Source organism: Chitinophaga sp. CF418, assembly GCF_900142925.1.
Classification (GTDB): domain Bacteria; phylum Bacteroidota; class Bacteroidia; order Chitinophagales; family Chitinophagaceae; genus Chitinophaga.
In genome coordinates, this window is sequence record NZ_FRCN01000004.1 from 134,917 (window position 1) to 159,898 (window position 24,982).

A 24,982-nucleotide genomic window follows, 5' to 3' on the forward strand; every position below is an offset into this window, starting at 1 on the left:
ATTTGACTTGAGTAGTGAATAATATGGAATTCTAACGTGGGCTACAAAATAGTAAATCCTGCTTAATAATTAAGCATTAAAAGTCCTGCTGGCACTGGGACAGTATAGGATAGACAAGCAGGAAAAACAACTGTTACTGCCTACGGCAATGTAGCATACAGTAACGATAGTACATCTGAAATGTGCTCTACCTGTTTGAAGTTGGGGTTATCAATATGTACATCTACATGTTCATGCTCCCATGTAACATGATAAGGAATGTGAATAGCATGACCGCCAATGCCCAGTACCGGCAATACATCCGATTTCACTGAATTACCGACCATCAGGAACTGCTCAGGCGCAATATCAAGATGTTTTAATAGTTTACGGTAGTCCGCTTCCTGTTTGTCTGACATCACTTCCACATGGTGAAAGAAATGCAGGATACCGGAATTGCGCAATTTACGTTCCTGGTCCAGCAGGTCGCCTTTGGTAGCTACCACCAGGCGATAATCATCTTTCAGGGCCGACAATACATCAGGCACTCCCGGCAGTATCTCCACCGGTCTGGCCAGCAGCGCTTTCCCTAACTCAATGATCTTTTCAACTGCACTGACATCAATGGTTTTGTTAGAGACTGACAATGCCGTTTCGATCATCGACAGCATAAATCCTTTAATACCATAACCGTACAGGGAAAGATTCCTGATCTCTACCTGTAATAATTCACGCGCTGCGGTATGCTGAGGTAAGTAACTTTCCATCAGTTCGCAAAACTCGGTTTCGGTTTCGCGGAAATAGGGTTCGTTTATCCACAATGTATCGTCTGCGTCAAAGGCAATAACTTTTATATCCATATATCTTCTACAAGGGTTATACTGTAACAAAAGTATCCAATTAGCGGCGCTTTTCCTCCTTTTTTAATCACTAAAGTTCACCGCAGCAGTGGCGCAGATTTTGTGATACCCCGAATTGCCGGACAGCAGTAACAATCCCATCAATGGGCATGGGGTTTATCAGAAAGCGGGTGACAACTTGTCAACAAACTTCCTGATCAGCTTAAAAAATTGTAAGATTGCGGCATCAAACCTAATAATGCACATTAAATATGGATCTTTTTTCCGTCGAAGGCTTGTTTACGGTAGACTCATTGATCAGCCTTTTAACTTTAAGCGTACTTGAAATAGTACTTGGAATTGATAATATCGTCTTCATCTCTATCATGGCAGGAAAACTGCCTGCAAACAAGCAAAAGAAAGCCCGTCGTCTCGGTTTGACCCTTGCGATGTTTGTTCGCATACTATTGCTGCTATCCATCAGCTGGATCATGTCCCTCACCAGTACGCTGTTCAATGTCGGCCACTGGATAGGCATAGAAAATGAAAAATGGCTGGAAGCCACCGCTATCTCCGGAAGGGATCTCATCCTGCTCATCGGAGGCCTCTTCCTGATCTATAAAAGCACTGCCGAGATACATGAGAAGTTGGAAGGTGGTGGGCACGATGAATCAAACCCTAAGCCTGTCAGTTTCACGCAGACCATCATCCAGATCTTACTGCTGGACATCGTCTTCTCCCTGGACTCTGTTATCACCGCAGTGGGTATGGCCGATCACATCCAGATTATGATCGTTGCCGTGATCATCGCCGTAGGTGTTATGGTGCTGGCATCCGAAGGCATCAGTAACTTCGTAAACAAGCACCCTACGGTGAAAATGCTGGCACTCTCCTTCCTGCTGCTCATCGGTGTATCACTGATCGCAGAAAGCTTTGAACAGCATATCCCGAAAGGATATATTTATTTCGCAATGGCATTCTCTGTCTTCATAGAAATGCTGAACCTGAAAATGAAATCTAAGGCCGGCAAGCCCGTACAGCTACACCAGCCGCGGCTGAAGGAGTAACAGATATACATATTACAAAAAAGCCGCCTCCCTTGCCAGGAGGCGGCTTTTTTGTTTTTGCTCAGTTCGAATTTTTTTTCCCTTCGGGGAAGAGCTGAGTCGTGCTACCCCTGTTCCTCCTGGCAGTAAACCGGCCGCAACTACTTGCCTGCGCCCCCTATTTTTCCCTGATTCCCACGAAGCATTTCCCTTCCAGAGAGGATAACAGTGTCTGTTATAAAATAACCAGACCACATAAACACATAAAAGAGATAATCTAAAAGGGATGAATCATTGTCTGCAGCCATACAAAAGCTTGTCAGTCAGGGTCATGATAAGGAGACCGTATAAAAAAGTAATAGGGAGAGCGAAAGTAGCACCCGGTTTCAGATGGGAATGGCGGGCATTCGGCTCTCCGGTGACACGACAGATGCTGCTCAATGTATATTCAAAATCCTATTCGCTTGACAAGGCCCAATCGCCTTCCAGAGAGGCGCCGACCGGCATCCCATACTGAAACCGGAGCTACTTAGCGTAAATAATAGCATCTCACATAAATTACTTATATTACAATATTACTGCCTGAACCCTACAATCCTGAAATAGAACTAGATAAGTCACCCTGTAATCAACAAGCGTATCAACCATGAGGTACCTGTTATATTTTTTATATATCGGATGGCACTGGCGATTAGATCTGGCCTTTTTCATCATCAGGCACGAAATCCGCGGAGAAAAGAAATACGGCATCCGGACCATAGGAACAGACAGCCTCGCATCAGAACTTTCCAAAGAGGACAGAAAACATATTGCCATGTACGAGCCGGTCAACTACTATACCGCCACCTGGTTGTTTGATCATCTGCAGCCCACCGATCTGTCCACTACCCTGCTGGACGTGGGGTGCGGAAAAGGACGTGTATTAGCCATGGGAGCGGCCTACGGTTTCACTGCCCTTGCCGGCATAGACCTTTCCCCAAAACTCTACCAGGCTACCGTAAAAATGCGGGATATGCTATATAACCGGTATCAGAATATCAGGATCAATATTGCCTGCCAGGATGCACGCTTTTATAGCATTCCCGAGACTGTTGGCGTAATCTTCCTCTTTAACCCGTTTGATCAAGTAATCATGGAGGAATTCATCGCGAAAGTCGAAGAAAGTCTGCGCAGAAAACAACGCCCTATAAAGATCCTCTATGCTAATCCGGAGTGCAAACAACAATGGCTGGATGCAGGATTTGAGGAAACAGACTCTTTTGTTAAGATGAACTTTCTGAGGGGGAGTGTATTGGTGAAGGCTTAAGCAACAGGAAGATGGAAAACACCTTCTACAAGGCTACAATAGCATGGCGTTCATAATTGATCTGTTGTACGTCTTCGGCATTAGGTAGTGGGAACTCCTGGCATTTTTCGTAAAAGTTAAAATTCAAAAGGGGGACACGGGGTATACTTAAAAGTAGATATATTTATCCGGTTTTATAAAACTGGTATGGAGCGGAAAAGATTTATAAAGATGGCGGCACTACTGCCACTCATCCCCTATTCATCGCAGATAGAACGGTTATTGAACTTACCAGGCATTTTCCAGCCTACTGAAAAGATGCCGGTGTTTTTTGTGGGTCATGGCGATCCGGAAAATGCATTCAGGGACAATCCTTTTACCCAAAGCCTGCGTAAAATGGGAGCTGGGCTCACACAGAAGCCATCTGCGATACTGATCATTTCCGGCCATTACCTGACCGCAGAAAACTCCTGGTTGAAGGTTCCTGCACATTTCAACTGCTCTTACTACGATGTAGCCGGAGCAACCCGCTTCAGTACTGTCATACCAGAACTATCACCACAGGTCAAAATAGACGAAAGCACCGACCTTGACCACGGCGCCTGGGCTATTCTCCGACATATTATGCCTGACGCTAATATTCCGGTAATGGAACTAAGCGTTCCTGTCAGCCAGCGGCTGGACTATCACTGGAATCTGGCTCAGAAACTGAAGCCATTGCGAGAAAAAGGCGTATTGATCATCGGTAGTGGCAATATCGTGCACAACCTGCAACTCAGCCTGCTGAAGGGAACATTCAGTAATGGAAAGCCTTATTCCTGGGCTATTGAGTTTGATGAATGGGTAAAAGCCAGGATCAATGAACGCGACTTCGGCAGTCTGTTCTACTACCGGAATCTGGGGAAACTGGCCCGTAGGGCTGTGCCTACGGAAGACCATTACATTCCCATGTTATACAGCATTGCACTGGCAGATAAACATGAAGAGATCCACTATACCTATGAAGAAGTGTTTTCTGCAGTAAGCATGCGTTGTTTTACGGTAGGACGTTGTTAATCCTCTTCTCGTTTACCTGCAAAGAAGCATCTGGCACAGTAAATATGCGTGGCTTCACCGTCGAACTCAGTTAATCCTCTTCCCTTAAGCGTTCGTCAGTATAGGTGATCTTTGTACGGCCATGTGGCGCCGGTACACCATGTTCATCCACACTTACAAATACCATTTTATCTACCGTGAGGATCGTTTTCTGGGTGATCTTATTCCTTACCTGGCAGGTCAGTGTTAAAGACGTTCTTCCAAAATGGATCGCTTTGATCCCTAACTCTACAATGTCGCCCTGTCTGGCAGAGTTGATAAAATTGATCTCTGACATGTATTTGGTCACACACCTGTTTGTACCCAGCTGGATGATAGAATAAATAGCTGCCTCTTCATCTATCCAGCGCAACAGGCTGCCACCAAATAAAGTCCCATGTGCATTCAAATCTTCGGGTTTCACCCATTTACGCGTATAAAAATTCATTGCTCGATTAATTTTGCCGTCCCCGGATATCGGCGCAAAATTAAACACAATGCGACAAATTTTGATAGCATTTTATTGTCCTGTCAGTATTTTTAAGTCTGAAACCGCTATCAGATAAGACAACTGCGCAGCATACATATCGGCCTCAGATTTTGCCAATAAAGATTTTGCGTTGAGCAGATCTGTTTTCACATTAAGACCAGCGGCCTGTTTATCCTCCTGCAGTTTAAACGCCTCTTTCTGATAAAAAAGGGCTTTTTGTGCAACAGCTATCAATGCCTGCGATTGGTTAATCTTCCTGTAAGCTTTCGCAACTTCATTGTCCACCTGCTGCTGCGTATACTGGATATTCTCTTCCGCCTGCTTTAACTGGAACTGTCTTTGTTTTAATACTTGTTTATTGGAAAAGACATCCTGTACATTCCATTTGAGGTTCACTCCTAAAAAAGGAATATTAGAAGGTAATATTGCATTTCCATATTGATAAGAATAACCGCCAACCAAGCCAAAATCGGGGATATTGCTTTGTTTAGCTGCTTTGATTCCCAATAAGGCTTTTGACTTACCCAGCTTAGCTATCTGCATATCAGCATTTGAATCAAATGCGGCACTTTTATAACCCTCCAGTGCTTCTATTTGCTGAATATCCGGCTCAATTGCTTCCAGCTTCAAAGATTGGGCATTAATACCTGTCAGGTTTATTAAGTCCCCCGTGTAATCCTGTAGCTGAATATTTAACTTGAGGATATTTTGTTCTTCATTGGCAACAGCAGCCTGCAGTCCGGCTTTATCTGCGGTGGTTGTTTTGCCGGCCAGTTGCGCATTCTCCAGGTCCGTTAGTCTTGAACTGGCTAAAGCTAGTTTTGCCTCTGCCTCCTCCAGCTGTTTTTGTGTAATTAAGGTTCCGTAGTAAAGTTTATCTATTGCCTGTTTTATTTGCAGAGATATCTTAAATCGCTCTTTTTCTGTCACCGCCATTTCTGTCTTATCTATTTCCAGTCCGGTTTTTATCTTGGCTTGCTGGGTAATAGGCTGGTATGCCATCATGCCGATAGCAAAATTACTATGTTGACCTACTTCAAAAGTCTTGTCAGTGTTAGGAAGTAGTGCAGTATTAGTCGGACTAAGCTGCAATTCACCAATTGTACCAGCCGGTATTGTTATTTCTCCCAGGTTGAAATTGTATAAGTAATTACCGTTCACTGTTGCAGAAGGATACTTCTTGATTTCATCTTCTTTGATCTTTGCCTGCTTTTCTTTTATTTGCCATTCCTTGATGGCAAGTGTATGGTTGTTCCTTAAAGCGGCGGCCTTTAACTGCTCCAGGGAGTATGACTGACTATTCTGCGCTTTCAGCAAGGTGCAGCAGCAGATGAAAGCCATGAATAAAAGGGCAAGATGTTTTATATATTGCTTCATTTCGCTGTTGACTTTATTGTTCTACATTAATAGGTTTTGACTTTATCCGGGATATATACATTACCGGAACAGAGAGTAATGCCATGATCATGCTCCATACCACACCAAATGCCAGCACACTTGCCAGTGGCGCCCACATGGGAGATCCGGATATAATCATTGGCAACACGCCAATAGCTGCCGCCATTGCTGTAAGGAAGATGGGCCTCAGACGTCTTTTACCCGATTCAATTGCTGCTGATTTAATATCAAGTCCCTGTTTCATCAGTTCATGCGTATGATCCACCAGGATGATTGCATTACGGACGACGATGCCCGACAGCGCAATCAAACCAACAAAGGCCGTAAAGCTGAAAAAGTTACCTGTAACATACAGTCCCATGATAGCGCCAAACAGGCTTAATGGTATAGTAAGCATTACAATCAGCACCTCTTTGATATTCCTGAACTGAAACAACAGAATGAAGAATATCAACACAAGGCTCACCAGCAATGCAGCAATTAACTGTCCTAACACTTCTTTCTTATTAAACTCCTCCCCTCCGTATTCAATGCGGTATCCATTAGGAAGCTCCAATTTATTTATCGCTGGTTGTATGGCAGCCAGCAACTCGGAGGGCAGTACGCCCGGTGCCGTTTCACTCTGAATAGTAAGCGTCCGTACACCATTACGGTGCATAATCCGGCCGGTTTGCCATTGAGGGCTCAGATCAGCAATCTGCCTTAAAGGGACTGCTGCACCTGTTATCGGAGATTTCAAATAGAGATTCTCCAGATCGTTCGTAGACTGTCTGCTTTTTTCATCCAGGCGCAATAAAATGTTTATCGGATCATTGCCTTCATACATCGTGGAAACAGCGGCTCCACTGAAACCGGTATATACTGACTGAGATATGCTGGTAGTAGTGTAACCCAGCCGGCTGGCCTCTTCCTTCAGCCTTATCCCGATACCATAATAATCTTCAGCAAAATCGCTTCTCACAAAACGGGCGCCTTTTGTTTTTCTGAGTATGTTGGTTACCTCGGCTCCAATGGCCTTTAAATGATCGATATCCTCACCCGTGATCCTTACTTCTACAGGAGCCTTTAATGCCGATCCCTGCTGCATAAGTTTGATATAAGTGGTACCCTCAGGTATCAGTTCATCTACTTTGCTGCTCAATTCCGCCGAGAGCTCATCGGTGGTCTCTTCCGTAGTAGTATTAATAAGTATTTGTGCGTAGTTGGAGGTAGGAAACTCCGGAGAGAAATTATAATAAAACCTGGGCGAAGCTGTTCCCGTAAATGTTGCATAAGAAACTACACGCTTATCATGCTTCAACAAGGCTTGCACCCTCAGGATAGCCTCATTGGTCGTTTCCAGTTTTGTTCCGGTTGGCATCCATAGTTCTACAACAAATTGGTTTCTTTCTGCTGCCGGGAAAAATTGCTGCCTCACACCCTTTGAAAACAGCAAACCTGCAAAAATAACAGGTACAAGGCTGCTGAGAATTGTCAGCCTGGGATGTTGCACACACCAGTCCAGCAATGCATTATATCCATCCTGCATCAGATCCAGCACGGATCTCTTTTTCCGCTTCGTGGAAACATTATCAATCTCCCCTGTAGTGGCTGATTGCTGATGCAGGCCTTTTTTTATAAAAGTGCAACAAAGCAATGGCGTCAGCACCATGGCAACGAAGAAGGAGGAAGCGAGGGCCACTGCGACTGTTATGGGCAGGGCGAAAATGAATTCGCCAACAGTCCCTCTTAGCAAGATCATCGGCATGAAGGACGCGATAATGGTAACTGTTGCCGCCAGTACAGGTATTACCAGGTCATTGGCGCTACGCCAGGCAGCAGTCCACCTGTCAACACCTTCATCCAGCAATTCCACATAGTTATCTGCAATGACAATAGCATCATCTACCACCATGCCCAATACCAGTATCAAGGCAGCCAGGGACACCTGGTGTAGTTCAATACCCAATGCATGCATTACTGCAAATGTTACTGCCACCGTCATAGGAATGGCCATAGCCGCTACCATCGCTATGCGCAGCGGTAGTAATAAAACCACAACAACAATCACCGAAAGGATGGCCAGGAAGAATTCCCGGATAAAATGAGAAATATTCTCATCTACTACATGCGGCTGGTTAACGATAGTGGTGATCTTGACCGGGGAGGGTATAACCTTCCTGGCGTCTTCAATCTTCCGATTCACATCCTCTCCGAACTTTACAATATTGTTGCCTTCCTGCATTTGAATGGAAAGCATCATCGCCTTATTGCCATTTACAGTAATAATACTCTGCGGATCCGCATAATCTCTTTTCAGACTGGCAACATCGCCCAACTTAACTACTGCTCCCGATTGAGAAGTACCCACAATCTGGCTGGCCAGGTCAGTTTCGGTATTATAGTAACCATTGGTATACAGCGGCGCTTTGCTACTGCTGGTTTTCACCTCTCCTGTTGCATTAATGCTATTCTGAGATTGTAATAACTTTACCACCTGGTCCGTACTCACCCCATATTGGGAGAGCTTTTCTGAAGTAGACGATACTACAATTTCTTCCTGCTGTTCACCTATTCGTTTTATTTTAGAAGCGGCAGGGATAGTTCGCAGATAGTCCTCCAGGCGCTGGGCATATCGCTTTAATTCTTCATAGCTGGAGCTGTTGCTTTCCAACCCGATCACCATGGCTTCAGTATCGCCAAAATCCGAATTGACAATAGGCCCCCTTACACCCTCCGGCAGGTCAATCTGTCTTGAAACGAGCAGTTGATGGCGAAGTTTGCTCCAGAATATATCCGGTTGCTTCACATTCTCTGTGAGCTCCACATTTACTACCACCACTCCATCTTTTGTAGTAGAATATGTTTTCGATTTATCGACCTCTTCATATTGAAAGAGATACTGTTCCAGCTTCCTGGTTACCTGGTCCTCCACCTGCACAGAGTTCGCCCCCGGGAAATATGCAATGACCAGCCCCTGCCGTATAGTGATCTTTGGATCCTCCCTGCGCGGCATATTGAACAGGGAATTGACACCTACTGCAAAAAGCAATAACAATACAGACAAGGTTACATGCTTATACTTTAGTGATGATTTTATAATGTTCATTTGCAGTAATTATTTAGTAATAGTGATCCTGGAACCATCAGACAATCTTTTCTGGCCGCCGGTAACTACGAGCTCATTCTCGGAAAGCCCTGATACAATTTCGATCTTGTTGTTTACCATGCTTCCCAGGCTTACTCTGCGCCGGAATGCTTTGTTCTGAGATCTGTCCACCACAAAGACAAAACTCTGATTGGCCACGTCTTGCTGAATACTTTCGGCAGGCAACAGGATCACCTGTTTATTACTATTAGTGGCGATGCGGGCTTCGGCAATCATTCCCGGCCGGATTATCAATCCCGGATTTTCTATCGCGATCTTTATTGTAAAAGCCCTGGATGTGGCATCAGCAGCAGAACCTACCTCCATCACTTTACCGGTAAACGTTCTGTCGAGAGACGAAATATTAATGTTTGCAGTTTGACCTATCTTAATTTCATGCAGCTCACCCTCTGGAACATAGGCCAGTACTTTTACTGTCCTGATATCAGATACAATAAACAATGGCAAGCCAACGCTTACGATCTCACCTACTTCTGCCTGCCTTTTCAGTAATACACCGCTAACCGGGGAATATAAGCGGGTATCAGACAGGTTCTTTTGCTGTAATTGCTGTTGAAGCTTTGCCTGTTGCAGGTTGAAGCCTATTTTGGAAAAGTCACTTTCACTGAGGCTTCCCCGTTCATGCAGTATTTTCAGGCGGTTAAATTCATCAGTTGCCGTGCTTACCTGAACATCTGCCAGCCCCTTAGCGATGGAATAACTGGTTGGATCAAGGCTGGCAATCAATTGCCCTTTAGAGATATTATCCCCTTCATTATTAGAGATATAATTGATCTTACCGCCTACCATAAAGCCCAGCTTTACGGTAGTATTACCTTCTATATTTCCGCTTACGGAAACTTCACCTGAAATGGTGGTGGGGTGCACTTCTTCAACTTTGACAGCCAGGGACGATGCAGTATCTCCGGATGTTTGTGTTTCTTTATTCTTGCAACTCGAGAAAAGCAAGATGGCAATCAGTGTAAAATAAAATAGAGATCGTCTCATCTTTTTATGTTTTATTATTCTGTGAAATATTGTTCCTGTATGGCTACATTTTCTATACCTAGAAAGAGCAGAAGTTCTTTGACGTTTGCAGTAAACAACCCATTACCTGATATGATAAAACTCATTTGCCGCATTGTGTTTGCATTCAATACAGCTTCAATTTCGCTCTGCTGGATGGTCCATTGTCCGGTTGACTTTTTTAAATAGTAGTATACCAATAACCTCGTGGGGAAATGTTTCTGCAGTATTTCCAATTCTCTTTGAAATTCATATGAGCTATGAGCAGCACAATAAAGCAGCGACACATGTGTGTGACCTTGTTTGGCAAGCCTGTCTTTTAAAGCAGGATAGATGGAGGCAATACCCAAATCATCTGCAATAAATACATAATGAATACCCATTCCTCATATAGCTTTGTATTGATTAATAATTACAATGCAAAGCAAAGAAAGAAGTGCGGGACCACTTTTAATCTATATTAAAAAATGAACACCCTAAACCGGGTTTTGTTTCGCTCGAAGCAGATAAATTAATATTTAGCTCTTATAACGCTCAGGGTCTGTTGGGTTATGCCCAGGTAAGAGGCGATATGTCCAAGTGGGGCTCTTGACAGTATATTTGAATAATTATCCATCATAAACTTATAACGCTGTTCCGCCGTCTGGAACTGCAACGAATATAATTTGTCGGAGAACAGCTTCAGGAATTCAATGGCTACCATAAGACCAAGGTGCTTAAATGCTCCAATTTCGTCGAGCAATGCATTAAAATCTCTGAACAGGATTACCCTTAGTGTTGTAGCCTCCAATACTTCTCTGCCATAAGGGTCCGCCCGGTTGAAATAAACACTCTCCAGGGACATAGTAAACTTGCCCTCATCGAAGAAAAAATGTGTAATGTCTTTTCCATCTTTATTATAAAACGTCCGGATCAGGCCCTTCTCTACAAAGAAGACTTTTTGGGAATTATTGCCCGGATGCATCAAAATAGTTCCTTTAGGATAGGTCTCAGTTTTAAAAGCGGCATCAATGATAGCGCTTTCCTCTTCGCTAAGTTTCACTTTAGAGTTGATGTACTGAATCAGTTCCATATCTCACGCTATTACGATAAAGATAGTGGAAAAACAAATCAATACATCTCAGCAATCCGCTTCTTCACTTTACTAAATTTCCCATCACCTATTAAACTTAATCTGGTAGACAGGTTAAACCCGCTATAAGCGCTTACACTGCCAATAGCAGGTGAATAACTACTTGAAAGCTGGTAAGCAGCTATAAATTCAACACCTGCAATTCCTCCAATCCTTTGAAACATCCCGATCCCCAATTTAGCAGTAAAGGGCACCTGCTTATATTGCGAAGTACGTAACTCCTGCCGGCCAGCTTGAATCTTTATCAGATTGGTAAGGGTCCGCCCGGCAGCAGCCACTGCAAAAAAAGAGGGCCGGTTAACCGCTCCCCGGCTCTCCGGTTTCATAACCGTTCTGTTCAGTACGCCGCCAAAAATATCCCTCTTCAGATATATTAAAACAGGAATATTTACACCGCCGCCGCCATCAACATAGGTCCCTCCAGCCCGGGGTTCTATTTTCATAGGGAGCATCTGCCACCCGGCTTCTATACCCACTCGCGATATATCGGTAAGGTAGTATTCAAATGACAACATATACAAGGAATGCTTCTCCCGCATATTTACGCGCGTATTATAATCCTTTTCCGTTGAAGTCGCTCCCGGCATATACAAACCACCAAATGAAAAACCAATAGACCATCTATGTCTGTAGATTAGCTTTAAAGAATCCATGCTAAATTTCAACGCTTTTACATATCGCTCGTATTTGACAACTTCCCATTCCTTATCGGTATTAACCTTGTCCTGAGCGCATAGTTTGACCGTCAACAAAGTCATTATGCAATAAAAGGCGCCAGTAGCAAGCAACTTATTTGTAGGAAGACGATGCCATTTGCTAATCTTCATTAGAGAACATTTTCTGGTTGATACGCCAAATGTGCGGTATATGTAGAAAACAAAATATGTAGGCTTCGTTGAAATGGACAAAATGGACCCTCAAAGGGAAAAAACCGTAAAACACAGGACAAATGGCCGGTTGAGCGGTACCTATTTCGATAAATGTTTACTTTATAATAATTTAACTTTGTAGTAAGATGGATAAACCTCTATACATAAGATTCATAAAAACTGCCCTTATTTCATCGCCAATAATCGCATTATATGGCATAACCCCCTTTTATGTCTTTAATAAAGTACTGTCCCCATTTATTCTGGTTGCCGGCCTTGTGATGCTGGCTAATGTGCTCATTTTCTGGGTGGCTAATATCCTCCTCATCCACTATTTAAAAGCAGAAAAAAAGTGGAAGGGATATATGCTCAGTTACACCTTTGTTGTTACATTTCATCTTATTCTTATTACTCTCAGAGAGATGACGCCGAAACCTGCTTTTGTTATCGAAGGCGAGTTGACTTTTAGAAGCGATATCTTAATTGTGTATCCTTTTGTTTCATTACTTGCTATTAACGCCATCATTTTAATAATATGCAACTCAATATTGGCAACTCAAAAAAACAGAACTGCCGAAATTGAAATTCAGAAACTTAAAGTAAGTAATCTCGAAGCACAAAAGCAGGTACTATTGCAACAGCTTCAACCTCATTTCCTCTTTAATACACTTAGTGTGCTAAAGTCGCTGATAAAAGACAATCCCGACGAAGCCGAAAATTACTCAATAAACCTATCTGAATTCCTGCGCTATTCCGTACAGGTGCAAAAGAACGACCTGGTATCAGTCGAAGAGGAACTAAAATTCACCAACGATTATATTGATCTGCAAAAAGTACGTTTTGAAGGCTCTGTAATATTCGATGTAAATATTCCACATGAGGTATATGAAATGAAGATACCTGCATATGCGCTTCAGACACTCGTGGAGAATGCCATTAAACACAACTCATTTACAGAAAAAAGACCTTTGCACATAAAAATTGATTATACAGGTGACAATGCTATTCTGGTAAGTAACAACAAAATGTTTATTAAGGCCATAGAAAGCACCGGCACAGGATTAAAAAACCTGAATCAACGTTATAAAATCATTGCGAACAAGGAGATAGAGATTACTGACACCGAAGATAAGTTTAGCGCCAAAGTATATCTGCTAAATAATAGCCAAATATGAAGATCGTAATTATTGAAGATGAGAAAGTTACTGCAAAAGATCTGAAAAGGACCCTTCTTACAGTAGAACCTGACGTAGAAATTGCGGCTTTACTACATTCAGTAGAAGAAGCAATTGAATACTTTAAGGATCATGAAGACACAGACCTTATTTTCTCGGATATTCAATTGGGCGATGGGCTTAGTTTTGAAATATTCAAAAAGATGGAACATCCGGTTCCGATCATTTTCTGCACAGCATACAACAATTACTTTTCGGAAGCTTTTGAAGCAACTGGAATTGAATACATACTAAAACCCTTTAACAAAGCAGCTATTGAGAAAGCACTGGCAAAATATGCTGCATTGGAGAGACAGTTCACAAAGAGCAATGATACTTTCAAAGAACAGCTAAGTATACTGGAAACCAGGATAACACCTAAAAAAAGTGCTGTCATCATCCGTCAACGGGACAAGATTATCCCGCTAGAATCCACTGCTATAGCTTTTTTCTTTAGCGAAAACGGCTATACATATGCTTATACCTTTAGCCAGGAAAAATTCATCGTAAATGAGAATCTGGAGGTCCTGGAAAATTATTTTACACCTTCTTTTTTCAGGGCTAACCGGCAATATCTTGTTAACCGGAAAGCGATAATAGACGCCACTCATTACTTTAATCGCAAAATCATTGTGAACCTTAATGTGCCGTTCAAAGAACAGATACTGGTAGGAAAACTAAAAAACACCCAATTTGTAGAATGGCTTTCGCAGTACTAGGCCTGTCCGCTATTTCTACCCTTTATTCCCTTTCAACCCCCATTTTGTCCATCCTGCATTACATTCAATTGCGATACACACGAGATATATAAACCTTTGTGTCATAATTAAAGAATATGGCACAATCAGTAATTCGTACAAGCATTTTTACCGCCTGCTTTTTTGCTGGTACACCGGCGTTTTGCCAGATACGTGTAAATCTTACAGGCAACTGGAAGATCGAAGTCAAAGACAAACCGGTTGAGATAGAAATATATCCGGCAAAAGACGATACGTACTACGGTAAAGTAATAAATGACAATAATACTCCGTCAAAGAACGGAACAATTGTTCTGAAAGCGCTTAAATACAACAAAGCTGATCAGGTTTTTAAAGGCATCATGCGCCCGGCTGATGCAGACATTGATTTGAACGTAACTGTCTATCCGGTAGACAAAGATCGTTTGAAGATGACAGCTAAAAAGTTGCTCGTAAGCAAAACCGTCTATCTAACGAGAATAAAATAAAAATAACAAACACCAACCCTGAAGACTATTCAAAACACCAATCAGTTGCTTACATCATCATGAGCACGGCCCCACTAGTGCAAATGTTGCAGGTTCCGGCCTGCTTTCCTGATGCCTGTTGCCATTATGAAAGGTTTCTTTTATCGGCATTTTGAATACTACTTCAAACACTAATTCAAATTATCAGGGATTTATGAAACACGTCTTTTATACCGTCATTCTTTTACTATTAGTAAAATCTGTGAATGCACAACGGGAGTTCTCATTAAGGGAAGCTATTGACACAGCGCTTAGCAACAGCCTTCAGCTGAAAGCCGACAATTACGATCTGGAAAAAACGAAGGCAGCTGTGAAACAGACGCGTAGCAGTCTGCTACCTTCGCTAAGCCTTAGCGGATCATATCAGTACCAGGCCAATGTGCCGGTGCAGATGATACCAGCAGATGTTTTCGGTGGAACACCAGGCACCTACCAGGCTTCAAAATTCAGCGTACCTCAAACCAAGTCTGCCACCTTACAGATGAACCAACCACTCTTTAACGCTTCGTTGTTAATTGCCTTAAAAGCGGCCAAGGTAGCGGTCAACCTGAACATGCTACAGATACAAAGCTCAAAGGAGGACCTGGTGTACAATATTTCTGCTACCTACTATAACATACAAACCATTATCAGGCAGCAGGAATTACTCAAAGACAACTTTACCACTACAGCATCGCTGTTAGAAGTAACCAGTGAGCAACTTAAAGCAGGTCTGGCAACGCAGACCGATGTAGACAGGCTAACTGTTTCCAGAGATAATACAGAAGCCAGTCTGCAAAATGCAGTTACAGATCTTGAAAAACAGTATAACCTGTTGAAGCTACTGATGAACCTTCCTCTGGATAGACCGATCAGTGTAGTGAAAGAGGATTATGAACAGGTAATTGTCAATCTCGATATGCCAGCTTTCGATCCTACCAAAAAAACAAATTACCTGCAGATACAGGAAAAAAAGCGGGTAGCCGATCTGGAACGGCGTAACATCAGAGCCGGCTATTTGCCCACACTGTCGCAAACTATGAGCAATGGCTACACCGGTTATTATTCCAATGCCAACCCTTTCAAAAACCTGAACAACAAATGGTATTATTCCTCTTCTATAGGCCTGACGCTAAGTGTGCCCATTTTTGATGGATTCAGTAAAAAGTACCAGATCAAACAAAAACAAATAGAGATCAAAAAATATGATGTACAGGCAGAACAAACGCTTCAGCAGAACAACAAGGATGCGGTAAATGCCTATGCCGATCTGAAAAGCAACTACATCACATTGCAGACGCAGAGACGCAACCTGGTACTGGCACAAAAAGTACTCGATGATGTAAATACCCAATACAAAAGTGGCATTGCGAAACTAACCGACGCTATCAATTCTCAAACAGAACTGCAGTCTGCCCAGAACAATTTTATTAATGCCCTGATCAATGTAAGGAAAGCTGAGCTGGATCTCAAAAAAGCTCAGGGCGCTTTATTGCAGTAAACAACCTTATTTAAACTAATCAAAGCAAACAAATGAAAAAGATCATTCGCTATTCAATAACAGCTGCAGTACTGTTTTTATCAGTAGGATTTATAGCAGTAAAACTCAACAGCAACAAAAAGGAAGTAGTAGAGAAGGTATACCATAAAGATCCCAACCTGAAGGCAACAGTACAGGCAGATACCATAAAGTACACACCGTTTACAGAAACAGCAGCTTTTCTGGGTTCCTTTGTACCTGACCGCGAAGTGATTATTGCTTCCGAAACGACGGGGAAAGTTGTAAGAATAAACGTACGGGAAGGCAGCCAGGTAAGCGCCGGCAGCCTCATTGCCCAGCTGGACACAGACCTATTACAGGCGCAGTTACAATCCGCCCTCGCAAATTATGACAATGCAGCACTAACACTCAGGCGTTACGAACAGGCAGTCAACGGCGTCACAAAATTGCAGATTGACAATGCCCGCACACAATTGCTGACAGACAAAGCCCAGATAGATCAGCTGAGAAAGCAAATCAGTATGTGCAGCATCAAAGCGCCTTTCGGCGGTATTATTACCAGCAAGAACTTTGAACTGGGCGCAGTAGTCAGCGCAGGTGCGCAAATGGCACAGCTGACGGATATCAGCAGATTAAAACTGGAAATCAGTGTGCCGGAAAAGAACATCATGCAGTTCAGAAAGGAGCAGGCACTGACCGTGGTAACGGATGTATATCCCGATGAAAAATTCCAGGGACACGTGGACATGATAGCAGCAAAAGCAGATGCTTCGCACAACTACGCAGTGAAAATACTGGTCACCAATAATGCAGCAACCGCCCTGAAAGCAGGGATGTATGGCCGCATTTCCTTTAGTGATGTAACAACGAAGGAGGCCATCAGCATCCCCCGTTCAGCTTTGGTAGGTTCTTCCAGCCGGCCACAGGTGTTTGTGATCGAAAATGGCATAGCAAGGCTTCGCAACATACAAACTGGTGGAAGCAACGAAACTATCATACAGGTTACAAGCGGGCTGCAGCCAGGTGACATCGTGGCAACCGGCGGACTGATAAATCTCACTGAAGGCAGCAAGGTAAGCATTGCAAAATAAGCACATCTAACATTAAAACACGGGTTATGTCATTAACAGAAATAGCTATTAAAAGACCTTCCCTCATCATTGTGATCTTTGCAGTGCTGATAGGCGGCGGTTTGTTTTGTTACAGCAAACTTAATTATGAGCTGATGCCGGACATGTCGCAGCCGACGCTCGTTATTACTACATCCTATCCCGGCGCCACACCAAGTAATGTGGAACAGACGGTTACCAAGAAAATAGAAGATGTGCTCAGCAGTATTGATGGACTGAAAAGCATCACTTCTCAATCTACAGAAGGCAACTCCATCATCCAGGCGGAGTTCTCTATGAATACAGACATAGACGACAAGCAGCAGGAAGTACAACGGAAGATCAATAACATTATGTCTTCCCTGCCGGATGATGTAAAGACGCCGGGCATCTCAAAGGTTACCCCCAGCGATCAACCGGTTATGCAGCTAACCGCCGTTTCTTCTTTGAATAATGCCTCATTCTACGACCTGGTAAAAAACGAGATCCGGCCACAACTACAACAGATTCCCGGAGTGGGAGAAATAACACTGATAGGTGGGCAGGAAAGGGAAATACAGGTGAACATCAACAAAGACAAACTGGACTATTACGGCTTATCCATTACACAGGTCACCAGCGCTGTAAACAAGGCGAACACAGAATTCCCTACCGGTAAGGTCAAAACCAGGCAGGACCAGATGACGGTAAGGGTAACCGGCAAGTTCACCTCCGTAGAACAGCTGAACGATGTAACAGTTGCGCAACCAGCTGCCGGCAGCGTCATTAAACTCCGGGATATTGCTGCAGTCAGCGATATTGTAAAGGATGCTGCTGCGGTAAACAGGTATAACGGGATGAATGGAATAGGTATCTCGATCAAAAAGCAAAACGGCGCCAACGCAGTCGAGATCAGTAAACAGGTAAAACAGCGCATTGCCCTCCTGGAGAAGAAGTATGCCGCCGACAATGTAAAGATGATCATAGCCGACGATACGGCGGATTTTACGATGGAATCGGCTAATGCCGTAACACACGACCTGATGATCGCAGTCGTACTCGTGGCTGTCATTATGTTACTCTTTTTACACAGTCTTCGCGATTCCATTATTGTATTGATCTCCATTCCTGCTTCACTGATCTCCACCTTTATTGTGATGTACCTGCTGGGCTATTCATTGAACTTAATGACTTTACTGGCCCTATCGCTGGTGATCGGCATCCTGGTAGATGACTCCATTGTGATACTGGAAAACATTCACCGCCATCTGCATATGGGCAAACCCAAACGTCAGGCAGCGCTGGATGGACGAAATGAGATCGGTTTCTCCGCCATGGCAATTACGATGGTAGACGTAGTGGTATTTGGTCCGATTGCACTCGTAAACACCACTATTTCGGCAATCCTGCGCCAATATTCACTGACCATCGTTACGGCTACGCTGATGAGCCTCTTTGTATGTTATACATTAACCCCCTGGCTGGCTTCCCGTTTTGGCAAAATAACGGAACTCGAAAACAGCAACTGGCTGCACAAACCACTTATCCTGTTTGAAAACTTCCTGGAGTGGTTAACCAACTGGTATACAGGTGCATTAAAATGGGTGCTGCGGCACAAGCTGATCATGACCGCTATTGTACTCAGCTTATTTGCGTGTATCGCCATAGTGATGAATATGGGTATACTGGGAAGCGAGCTGGTAGCCAGCGGCGATCAGGGCAAGTTCCGGCTAAAGCTGGAATACGATAAAAATACCACGGTCATACAGAACAACCTGCGGACCAAAGCAATTGAAGATTTCCTGTTACAACAGCCGGAAGTAAAAACGGTGTTTGCCAACGTAGCCGGGCCCAGCACTTCAGGCATGGAGTCGGCTACGGCGGTAGGCAGTGAGTACAAATCGGAACTGACGGTCAAGTTAGTGGACAGAAAGCAACGTGCTGTTGCCACCGAAGATTATATGATCCGGAAAAGCCGTGAATTGGAGCAGCGTTTTCCCGGAGTGAAGATCCGTTCAAATGTAATCGGCATGGTGAGTCTGGGTGAACCTATCCAGATCGTGCTGAATGCAGAAAACAGCACACTGCTGATGCAGGCTGCAAATGACCTCAAGCGGCGTATTGAAGCCATGCCGGGCGCCAACGATGTTTCCCTGAGCGTAGAAGAAGGTAATCCGCAGGCTGAAGTAAATATTGATAGGGAAAAAATGGAGCAACTAGGGCTCGACATCAATATCGTAGGCTCCACCCTTCAAAATGCTTATGCAGGCAATACCGATGCGAAATACCGGGCAGGTTTGAACGAATATGACATCAACATCAAGTTGGATGATTTCGACAGACAGAATGTGGAAGATGTAGAAAACCTTACTTTCTTAAATGCGGCAGGACAACAAATTAAACTGTCACAGTTTGCAACTGTAGTACAAGGCAGCGGGCCAAGCATACTCGAGCGAAAAGACAGGCGCACATCTGTTACTGTGAAGAGTAATGTACTTGGCATCACTTCGGGCATCATATCTGACAATATTAACAGGTCTTTGGCCGAACATCCCCTGCCAGCCGGAGTTGACATAAAATGGAGCGGTGATACTGAACGCCAGGCAGATTCAATGGGAGCTTTAGGATTGGCTATGGCAGCAGCCCTCGTTCTGATGTACCTCGTAATGGTGGCACTGTATGACAATTTTATCTATCCGTTTGTGGTGTTGTTCTCTATCCCGGTCTCTTTCATCGGTGCTTTCCTGGCGCTTAACCTGGCCAAATCCTCTATGAGCATGTTTACCATGCTGGGCCTCATCATGTTATTTGGCCTGGTAGCTAAAAACGCCATCCTGATCGTTGACTTCGCCAATCACAGAAAGGAAGAAGGAATTAGTACATGGGATGCACTGATAGCTGCCGGTAGAACAAGACTTCGGCCCATACTCATGACTACCATTGCCATGGTGGCCGGCATGATACCTATCTCAATAGCCAAAGGAGCAGGTTCTGAATGGAAAAACGGATTAGGCTGGGTCTTGATAGGAGGTCTTTCCTCCAGCCTTGTATTGACCGTATTTGTTGTGCCGATGGTTTATTACGTCGTGGATAAAATAAAAGAAAAGCTTGCTAGGAAACGAAGCACAGATGAAAAAACGCTGGGAGGAGTGCTACAGGTGTAACACCCCATATCATAACATGGATTATTGATTAGTGCAAACACGGCGACTGTCTCTACGGTCGCCTTTTATTTTACGATTACATCAGTAATAATTGGCTAGATCCCACATTCCATGTCCCCAAAAAAGATTACAGGTAAATAGATTGTATATAGATTATGGATCAATAGAAAACCTGGGGAAAGGTCGCGTAGATTAGCTCCGTCAGGAGCTGCGTGTTTGTAGCGCGGGGTGATAACCCCGGGGGTGCATAACGAAATCATTCGCCATAATGAGTCCAGTCACCAGGCGGACTGATTTTTTATATCCCCCCGGTTGGCACCAGTGGATTATAAAAAAACGCTTCAGTGATTACTGAAGCGTTTTTAATAGTTTTTGAGTGCATCGACCACTCTTTTTCTTTTCTGTTGTCCCACCAGGATTCGAACCTAGACAAACTGAACCAAAATCAGTTGTACTACCATTATACTATGGGACATTGTTATTTGGGATGGCGAAATTAGTATTTTTTCTTATTCCACAAAAAAAAGTTTTCAAATTTGCCTATCCAGCCACTTTCACGACCTTATCCACAATGGCCGCAGGCGGTATCCACTCCATACAGGCATGGTCTCCCCTGAAACAGGGTTTATTGCCAAATATGGAACATGGACGGCAGGAAAGGCTTTCCAGCTGCACTGTATTGGCCTCACTCTGTCCGAATCCCATAAACCCGGCAAAAGGATGCGTAGCCCCCCAGACGGAGACCACCGGCACCCGGAACAGAGACGCCAGGTGCATATTGGCCGAATCCATACTGATCATCACATCCAGGTTGCTAATAATGGCCAGTTCTGCCGGCAGTTTGAATCGCCCTGCCACCACTACAGCTTCCGGGTATTTTATGGCCAGTGAGGTCAGCTGAGCTATTTCGGCAGCTCCGCCTCCCATCAGCAGCACCTTGACTCCGCGATGCTTGACCAATGCGGCCAGCACCTCTTCCATCTTAGCCAGCGGATAGGTTTTTTCTTTATAAGTGGCAAAAGGCGCCAGCCCTATCCATTTATCCCCATTTTTAGGCCCTGTAAGGGCCATCAGCTCCGGTGTAAGGGGCTGACGGGGAAATACTGCCCTGGTCGTGTTAATGGTCAGGGACAGCCCCAATTGGCGGAATACGGCGGCATATCGCTCTATAGTACTGGTCAGCGGCAGGAGGACCTTTTCTTCCGGTCTTGCCATAGCCTTCTTTTCCGCCCTTCCTTTGTCAATGACAGCCACGGGACAACCGCTCAGCCGGAAAAAGGTACGGACGATCTGAGAACGTAGTACATGGTGCAGGTCAGCCACCGCATCTATCTTCCAGGATTTCCTGATAGCCTTATAAAGCCGGTATAATCCCTTTAAACCATTATGCTCCCCCTTCAGGTCTGCCGGAAAGAATATCAGCCGGGGAATGCCCTCACACAGGGCTCCCCAGTTCTTGTTAGAGACAAAAACGATCTGTATGTCCGGATGCTGCTCCAGGACCTGCTGCATCACCGGAATGGTCATAGCCACATCTCCCATGGCGGAAAAGCGGATAGACAATATCGTTCTCAGTTGTTCTGGCATATATTATTTTCCCTTGTAAAGAACGGGGTTTAAGGCAGGATCATTATACATTTTCATCTGCTTGTACACCTTCATGTACTTCTTACCGGCAGCGATATCCTCCAGCAACTGGGTGATCGCGCTTCCAAGGTCCCTCCGCTGCTCCAGGAGGATGTCCAGCTTGCGCTGGCAGGCTTCCCTGTGCGCTGGCGTAGCATCCGGCCGGGTAGCTTCTTCCCGCATGTGATAGATCTTCAGCGCCAGTATGGACAGGCGGTCTATCGCCCAGGCAGGGCTTTCGGTATTGATAGTGGCGCCGGCAACCGGTTTCACATCGTCATATTTATCAAGAAAATAGCTGTCAATATACTCTACCACATCCGTACGCTCCTGGTTGGAACGGTCTATCCAACGCTTGATTTCCAATGCTTTCACCGGGTCGATCAGCGGATCACGGACAATGTCCTCCAGGTGCCACTGCACCGTATCGATCCAGTTTTTCAGATACAGCAGATGCTCAAAAGCGTTTTTTTCGTAAGGGTTCAGGATAGGCTGATGTACACTGTTATGCACATGATAATCGGCAATACTCTGATCAAATATTTGATTGTACAGTTCTGTAGACATGGGACAAAAGTATATAAATTGGCGAAATAGTCCATAGAAGGGTCTCCATCCTTCTTCTGACCACACCCAAATGCAGGACTGCAGAGTCTTAACATTCAAGTAACATCTAAGACCTACATTTATTTTCCATTATAGCAACCACATATCAAACTATATGTCTGATAACCCATCCAGAATACTCTTTGGTCAATTATTTGAAGCCAACAGGGAAAAGGTGTACCGGTTAGCATTCAAACTTACTTCCGACCGGCAACGAGCGGAAGAGATCACTCAGCAGTGCTTCATCAAGCTCTGGGAAAACATGCATAAAGTACAGGAAGGACAGGATGTCTTCCCACTATTGTTCGTATTTACCAAACACATTGTCATCGATGAAACCCGTAGACTGTACCGTGAAAGACAATCACTATCACAATTGTCTTCAGGTCAGATATCTTCAGAAAACAAAGACGAGGAGTCGCTGCTACGCAAAGAATTCAAACAGCAGGTCCACAAGTTAATTGAACAAATGCCGGAACAACGGCGCAACATTTATCTGCTTAGCCGTGACAAAGGAAAAAGCTACAAAGAAATAGCGGACCAGCTAAGCCTCTCTCCAGCTACCGTAAGGAATCACCTTAATCTCGCGCTGCAATATATCAGGCGGGAGATGATGGCGCATTATGACATGTAATTACTTAACCCACCTTTATATGTTCCGAAAAATAACCCTTGCACTGGCTTCATCAATGCTTATCTTTTCATGTCGCAAAGATGACGTAGTCAAACCTCATATCCCTACCGGCCCCGTTACTCAAAAAGAGATCAATAACTGGATGCTCGACAGCATGCGATACTTTTATCTCTGGAATAACACGCTACCTGCTGTGGCCGACACCCAACCATCCGCCACGGAGTTCCTCACCCGGATAAAGAATACTGCTGACAGGTTTTCTGTTATATACCGGCAGGACGATCCTTCCAGCTTTCCGAAATATATGCTCTACTCATTTGGTATCGCGTACAGCATTATCAGCTATGCCACTGCACCCGGCGGGGCTATAGGCGTGATCAATCTGGTAGTACCCGGTTCTGCCCCGGTTTCTCAGGGCCTGGAAAGAGGACAATATTTTACTGCTATCAATGGCACAACAATTACAATGGCCAATGCGGCAACGCTTAGCGGGGAAATGCTGAATGCCAGCAGTGCAACGCTTACCATGGCCACAGTGAATGGCACCACGGTAACTAAGGGAGAAAATATTGCCCTCACGGCGCAATCCGTCCGTGAGCAGCCTGTTTACAAACAAAGTATACAAAAGGTAAATAATAAGACGGTCGCCTATCTGTTCTACAATGCCTTTGATGACAATTATAATCAGAACCTGATCAATGCATTCCAGCAATTTAAAACCGCCGGCGCTACAGAACTGATACTGGACCTTCGGTACAATCCCGGCGGAAGTGTGGCAGGCGCAGCACTACTGAATGCACTGATTGCCCCGGGAATAAATGAGGGCAGCACATTTGCAAAGTATTCAGGCAACAACAATATGGGACAGCGAACCGTCACCTATAAAGCCACGCTGGCTGTACCTGAAAGCGGCGGCGCTATATCATTCAGTTCACTTTCTCCAGACAGGCTTTCATTAGAACGTGTATTTATTCTTTCCGGTCCGCAGACTGCATCTGCTGCAGAATTAACTATCAACACACTAAAACCTTATATGCAGGTTGTGCAGATAGGTCTTAATACCCTGGGGAAAGATAAAGCTGCCGTCATCATTAGTGATATGCGCTCTCCCAAACGCATTCCTTATACGCTCTTGCCCATCACCTATAACCTTGCAAATGCAAAAGGAGAAGGCGGATATACAAATGGTATTACACCAGACTATCGCATAGATGAACTATCCCAACTGCCATTGCTGCCAATCGGAGACATAAGCGATCCGCTTATCGCCAAAGCTATCTCTTTGATTTCCGGAGGCGGCAGACAACAGAGTTATTCAGAGACCATTGTACAACGCCACTTTGACTCACAGGCAGCAATGGCTGATGGGAATATTCTGAAAATACCAGCCGGATTGAGATAATAATAAATCAGCTGGCAAATTAACTTTGATACCCCCGGTATAGTTTTAATTACTACCGTACGAACGCACTAACCGGGTAGGCACCGGCGGGGTATGCCGGGTAGTGAACACCTAAAGGAGGAAAGACCAGACTAATATTCGGATTAGCTCCACCGTATGGGTAACACATAAAAAAAGGTATGCTGTCGATACAACATACCATTAGTGAAACATTCTATGAGACGTTATTCCTTATAACA

The 24,982-nt window shown here is 44.3% G+C and carries 22 protein-coding genes and 1 tRNA gene; 12 read left to right on the plus strand and 11 right to left on the minus strand.

What is annotated here, in order from left to right:
* Nucleotides 1-140: 140 nt before the first annotated feature.
* Nucleotides 141-839: an HAD family hydrolase gene (locus F3I09_RS10605; protein WP_149695023.1), complete on the minus strand. Its 699-nt coding sequence runs from the start codon at nt 837-839 to the stop codon at nt 141-143.
* A gap of 251 nt (nt 840-1,090) precedes the next feature.
* Here F3I09_RS10605 and F3I09_RS10610 point away from each other — a divergent pair, with 251 nt between their 5' ends.
* The 4 genes from F3I09_RS10610 (at nt 1,091) to F3I09_RS10625 (ending at nt 4,205) form a co-directional block, all read left to right on the plus strand.
* Nucleotides 1,091-1,885, plus strand: coding sequence for a TerC family protein (locus tag F3I09_RS10610; RefSeq protein ID WP_149695024.1), 795 nt, complete (start codon nt 1,091-1,093; stop codon nt 1,883-1,885).
* Between the two features lie 310 nt (nt 1,886-2,195).
* Nucleotides 2,196-2,381: a hypothetical protein gene (locus F3I09_RS10615; RefSeq protein WP_149695025.1), complete on the plus strand. Its 186-nt coding sequence runs from the start codon at nt 2,196-2,198 to the stop codon at nt 2,379-2,381.
* A 129-nt stretch (nt 2,382-2,510) separates the two neighbouring features.
* Nucleotides 2,511-3,170 (plus strand): class I SAM-dependent methyltransferase, encoded by a 660-nt coding sequence (locus F3I09_RS10620; RefSeq protein ID WP_149695026.1) that lies wholly within the window; start codon nt 2,511-2,513, stop codon nt 3,168-3,170.
* A gap of 186 nt (nt 3,171-3,356) precedes the next feature.
* Complete coding sequence (locus tag F3I09_RS10625) at nt 3,357-4,205, plus strand: dioxygenase (protein WP_149695027.1); 849 nt, start codon at nt 3,357-3,359, stop codon at nt 4,203-4,205.
* Nucleotides 4,206-4,275: 70 nt separating this feature from the next.
* Here the strand turns inward: F3I09_RS10625 and F3I09_RS10630 are convergent, their stop codons facing one another.
* From F3I09_RS10630 to F3I09_RS10660, 7 genes are all read right to left on the minus strand, one after another.
* Complete coding sequence (locus F3I09_RS10630; protein ID WP_149695028.1) at nt 4,276-4,671, minus strand: acyl-CoA thioesterase; 396 nt, start codon at nt 4,669-4,671, stop codon at nt 4,276-4,278.
* Nucleotides 4,672-4,743: 72 nt separating this feature from the next.
* Entirely contained in the window at nt 4,744-6,090 is a 1,347-nt protein-coding gene (locus F3I09_RS10635) for a TolC family protein (RefSeq protein WP_223233210.1), read from the minus strand.
* Nucleotides 6,091-6,103: 13 nt separating this feature from the next.
* Entirely contained in the window at nt 6,104-9,199 is a 3,096-nt protein-coding gene (locus F3I09_RS10640; protein ID WP_149695029.1) for an efflux RND transporter permease subunit, read from the minus strand.
* Nucleotides 9,200-9,208: 9 nt separating this feature from the next.
* Nucleotides 9,209-10,246 (minus strand): efflux RND transporter periplasmic adaptor subunit, encoded by a 1,038-nt coding sequence (locus F3I09_RS10645; RefSeq protein WP_149695030.1) that lies wholly within the window; start codon nt 10,244-10,246, stop codon nt 9,209-9,211.
* 14 nt (nt 10,247-10,260) lie between these two features.
* Nucleotides 10,261-10,647 carry a hypothetical protein gene (locus F3I09_RS10650; RefSeq protein WP_149695031.1) on the minus strand — a complete coding sequence of 129 codons (387 nt, stop codon included), beginning with the start codon at nt 10,645-10,647 and terminating at the stop codon, nt 10,261-10,263.
* 128 nt (nt 10,648-10,775) lie between these two features.
* Nucleotides 10,776-11,336, minus strand: coding sequence for a Crp/Fnr family transcriptional regulator (locus tag F3I09_RS10655; RefSeq protein WP_149695032.1), 561 nt, complete (start codon nt 11,334-11,336; stop codon nt 10,776-10,778).
* Nucleotides 11,337-11,374: 38 nt separating this feature from the next.
* Nucleotides 11,375-12,223, minus strand: a complete 849-nt coding sequence (locus F3I09_RS10660; protein ID WP_149695033.1) for a hypothetical protein — start codon at nt 12,221-12,223, stop codon at nt 11,375-11,377.
* A 188-nt stretch (nt 12,224-12,411) separates the two neighbouring features.
* Between F3I09_RS10660 and F3I09_RS10665 the strand changes: the two genes are divergently transcribed.
* The 6 genes from F3I09_RS10665 (at nt 12,412) to F3I09_RS10690 (ending at nt 20,475) form a co-directional block, all read left to right on the plus strand.
* A complete protein-coding gene (locus F3I09_RS10665; RefSeq protein ID WP_149695034.1) occupies nt 12,412-13,440 on the plus strand; it encodes a sensor histidine kinase in 1,029 nt (342 codons plus the stop codon).
* The gene (locus F3I09_RS10670; protein ID WP_149695035.1) at nt 13,437-14,198 is read left to right on the plus strand and encodes a LytTR family DNA-binding domain-containing protein; all 762 of its coding nucleotides are present in this window, start codon (nt 13,437-13,439) and stop codon (nt 14,196-14,198) included. Before F3I09_RS10665 ends, F3I09_RS10670 begins: the two co-directional genes overlap by 4 nt.
* 116 nt (nt 14,199-14,314) lie before the next feature.
* Nucleotides 14,315-14,704, plus strand: coding sequence for a DUF2147 domain-containing protein (locus F3I09_RS10675; protein ID WP_149695036.1), 390 nt, complete (start codon nt 14,315-14,317; stop codon nt 14,702-14,704).
* A 193-nt stretch (nt 14,705-14,897) separates the two neighbouring features.
* Nucleotides 14,898-16,223 carry a TolC family protein gene (locus F3I09_RS10680; RefSeq protein ID WP_149695037.1) on the plus strand — a complete coding sequence of 442 codons (1,326 nt, stop codon included), beginning with the start codon at nt 14,898-14,900 and terminating at the stop codon, nt 16,221-16,223.
* Nucleotides 16,224-16,255: 32 nt separating this feature from the next.
* Complete coding sequence (locus tag F3I09_RS10685) at nt 16,256-17,314, plus strand: efflux RND transporter periplasmic adaptor subunit (RefSeq protein ID WP_149695038.1); 1,059 nt, start codon at nt 16,256-16,258, stop codon at nt 17,312-17,314.
* 26 nt (nt 17,315-17,340) lie between these two features.
* Nucleotides 17,341-20,475, plus strand: a complete 3,135-nt coding sequence (locus F3I09_RS10690; protein ID WP_149695039.1) for an efflux RND transporter permease subunit — start codon at nt 17,341-17,343, stop codon at nt 20,473-20,475.
* Between the two features lie 404 nt (nt 20,476-20,879).
* Here F3I09_RS10690 and F3I09_RS10695 read toward each other — a convergent pair.
* From F3I09_RS10695 to F3I09_RS10705, 3 genes are all read right to left on the minus strand, one after another.
* Nucleotides 20,880-20,950: transfer RNA gene (locus tag F3I09_RS10695), tRNA-Gln, on the minus strand.
* A 65-nt stretch (nt 20,951-21,015) separates the two neighbouring features.
* Entirely contained in the window at nt 21,016-22,062 is a 1,047-nt protein-coding gene (locus F3I09_RS10700; RefSeq protein WP_149695040.1) for a glycosyltransferase family 9 protein, read from the minus strand.
* Nucleotides 22,063-22,065: 3 nt separating this feature from the next.
* Entirely contained in the window at nt 22,066-22,668 is a 603-nt protein-coding gene (locus F3I09_RS10705; protein ID WP_149695041.1) for a DUF4254 domain-containing protein, read from the minus strand.
* Nucleotides 22,669-22,822: 154 nt separating this feature from the next.
* On the opposite strand from F3I09_RS10705, the gene F3I09_RS10710 reads away from it, so the two are divergent.
* A complete protein-coding gene (locus F3I09_RS10710) occupies nt 22,823-23,341 on the plus strand; it encodes an RNA polymerase sigma-70 factor (protein ID WP_149695042.1) in 519 nt (172 codons plus the stop codon).
* 19 nt (nt 23,342-23,360) lie between these two features.
* Nucleotides 23,361-24,743: a S41 family peptidase gene (locus F3I09_RS10715; protein ID WP_188133764.1), complete on the plus strand. Its 1,383-nt coding sequence runs from the start codon at nt 23,361-23,363 to the stop codon at nt 24,741-24,743.
* The last annotated feature ends 239 nt before the right edge of the window (nt 24,744-24,982 follow it).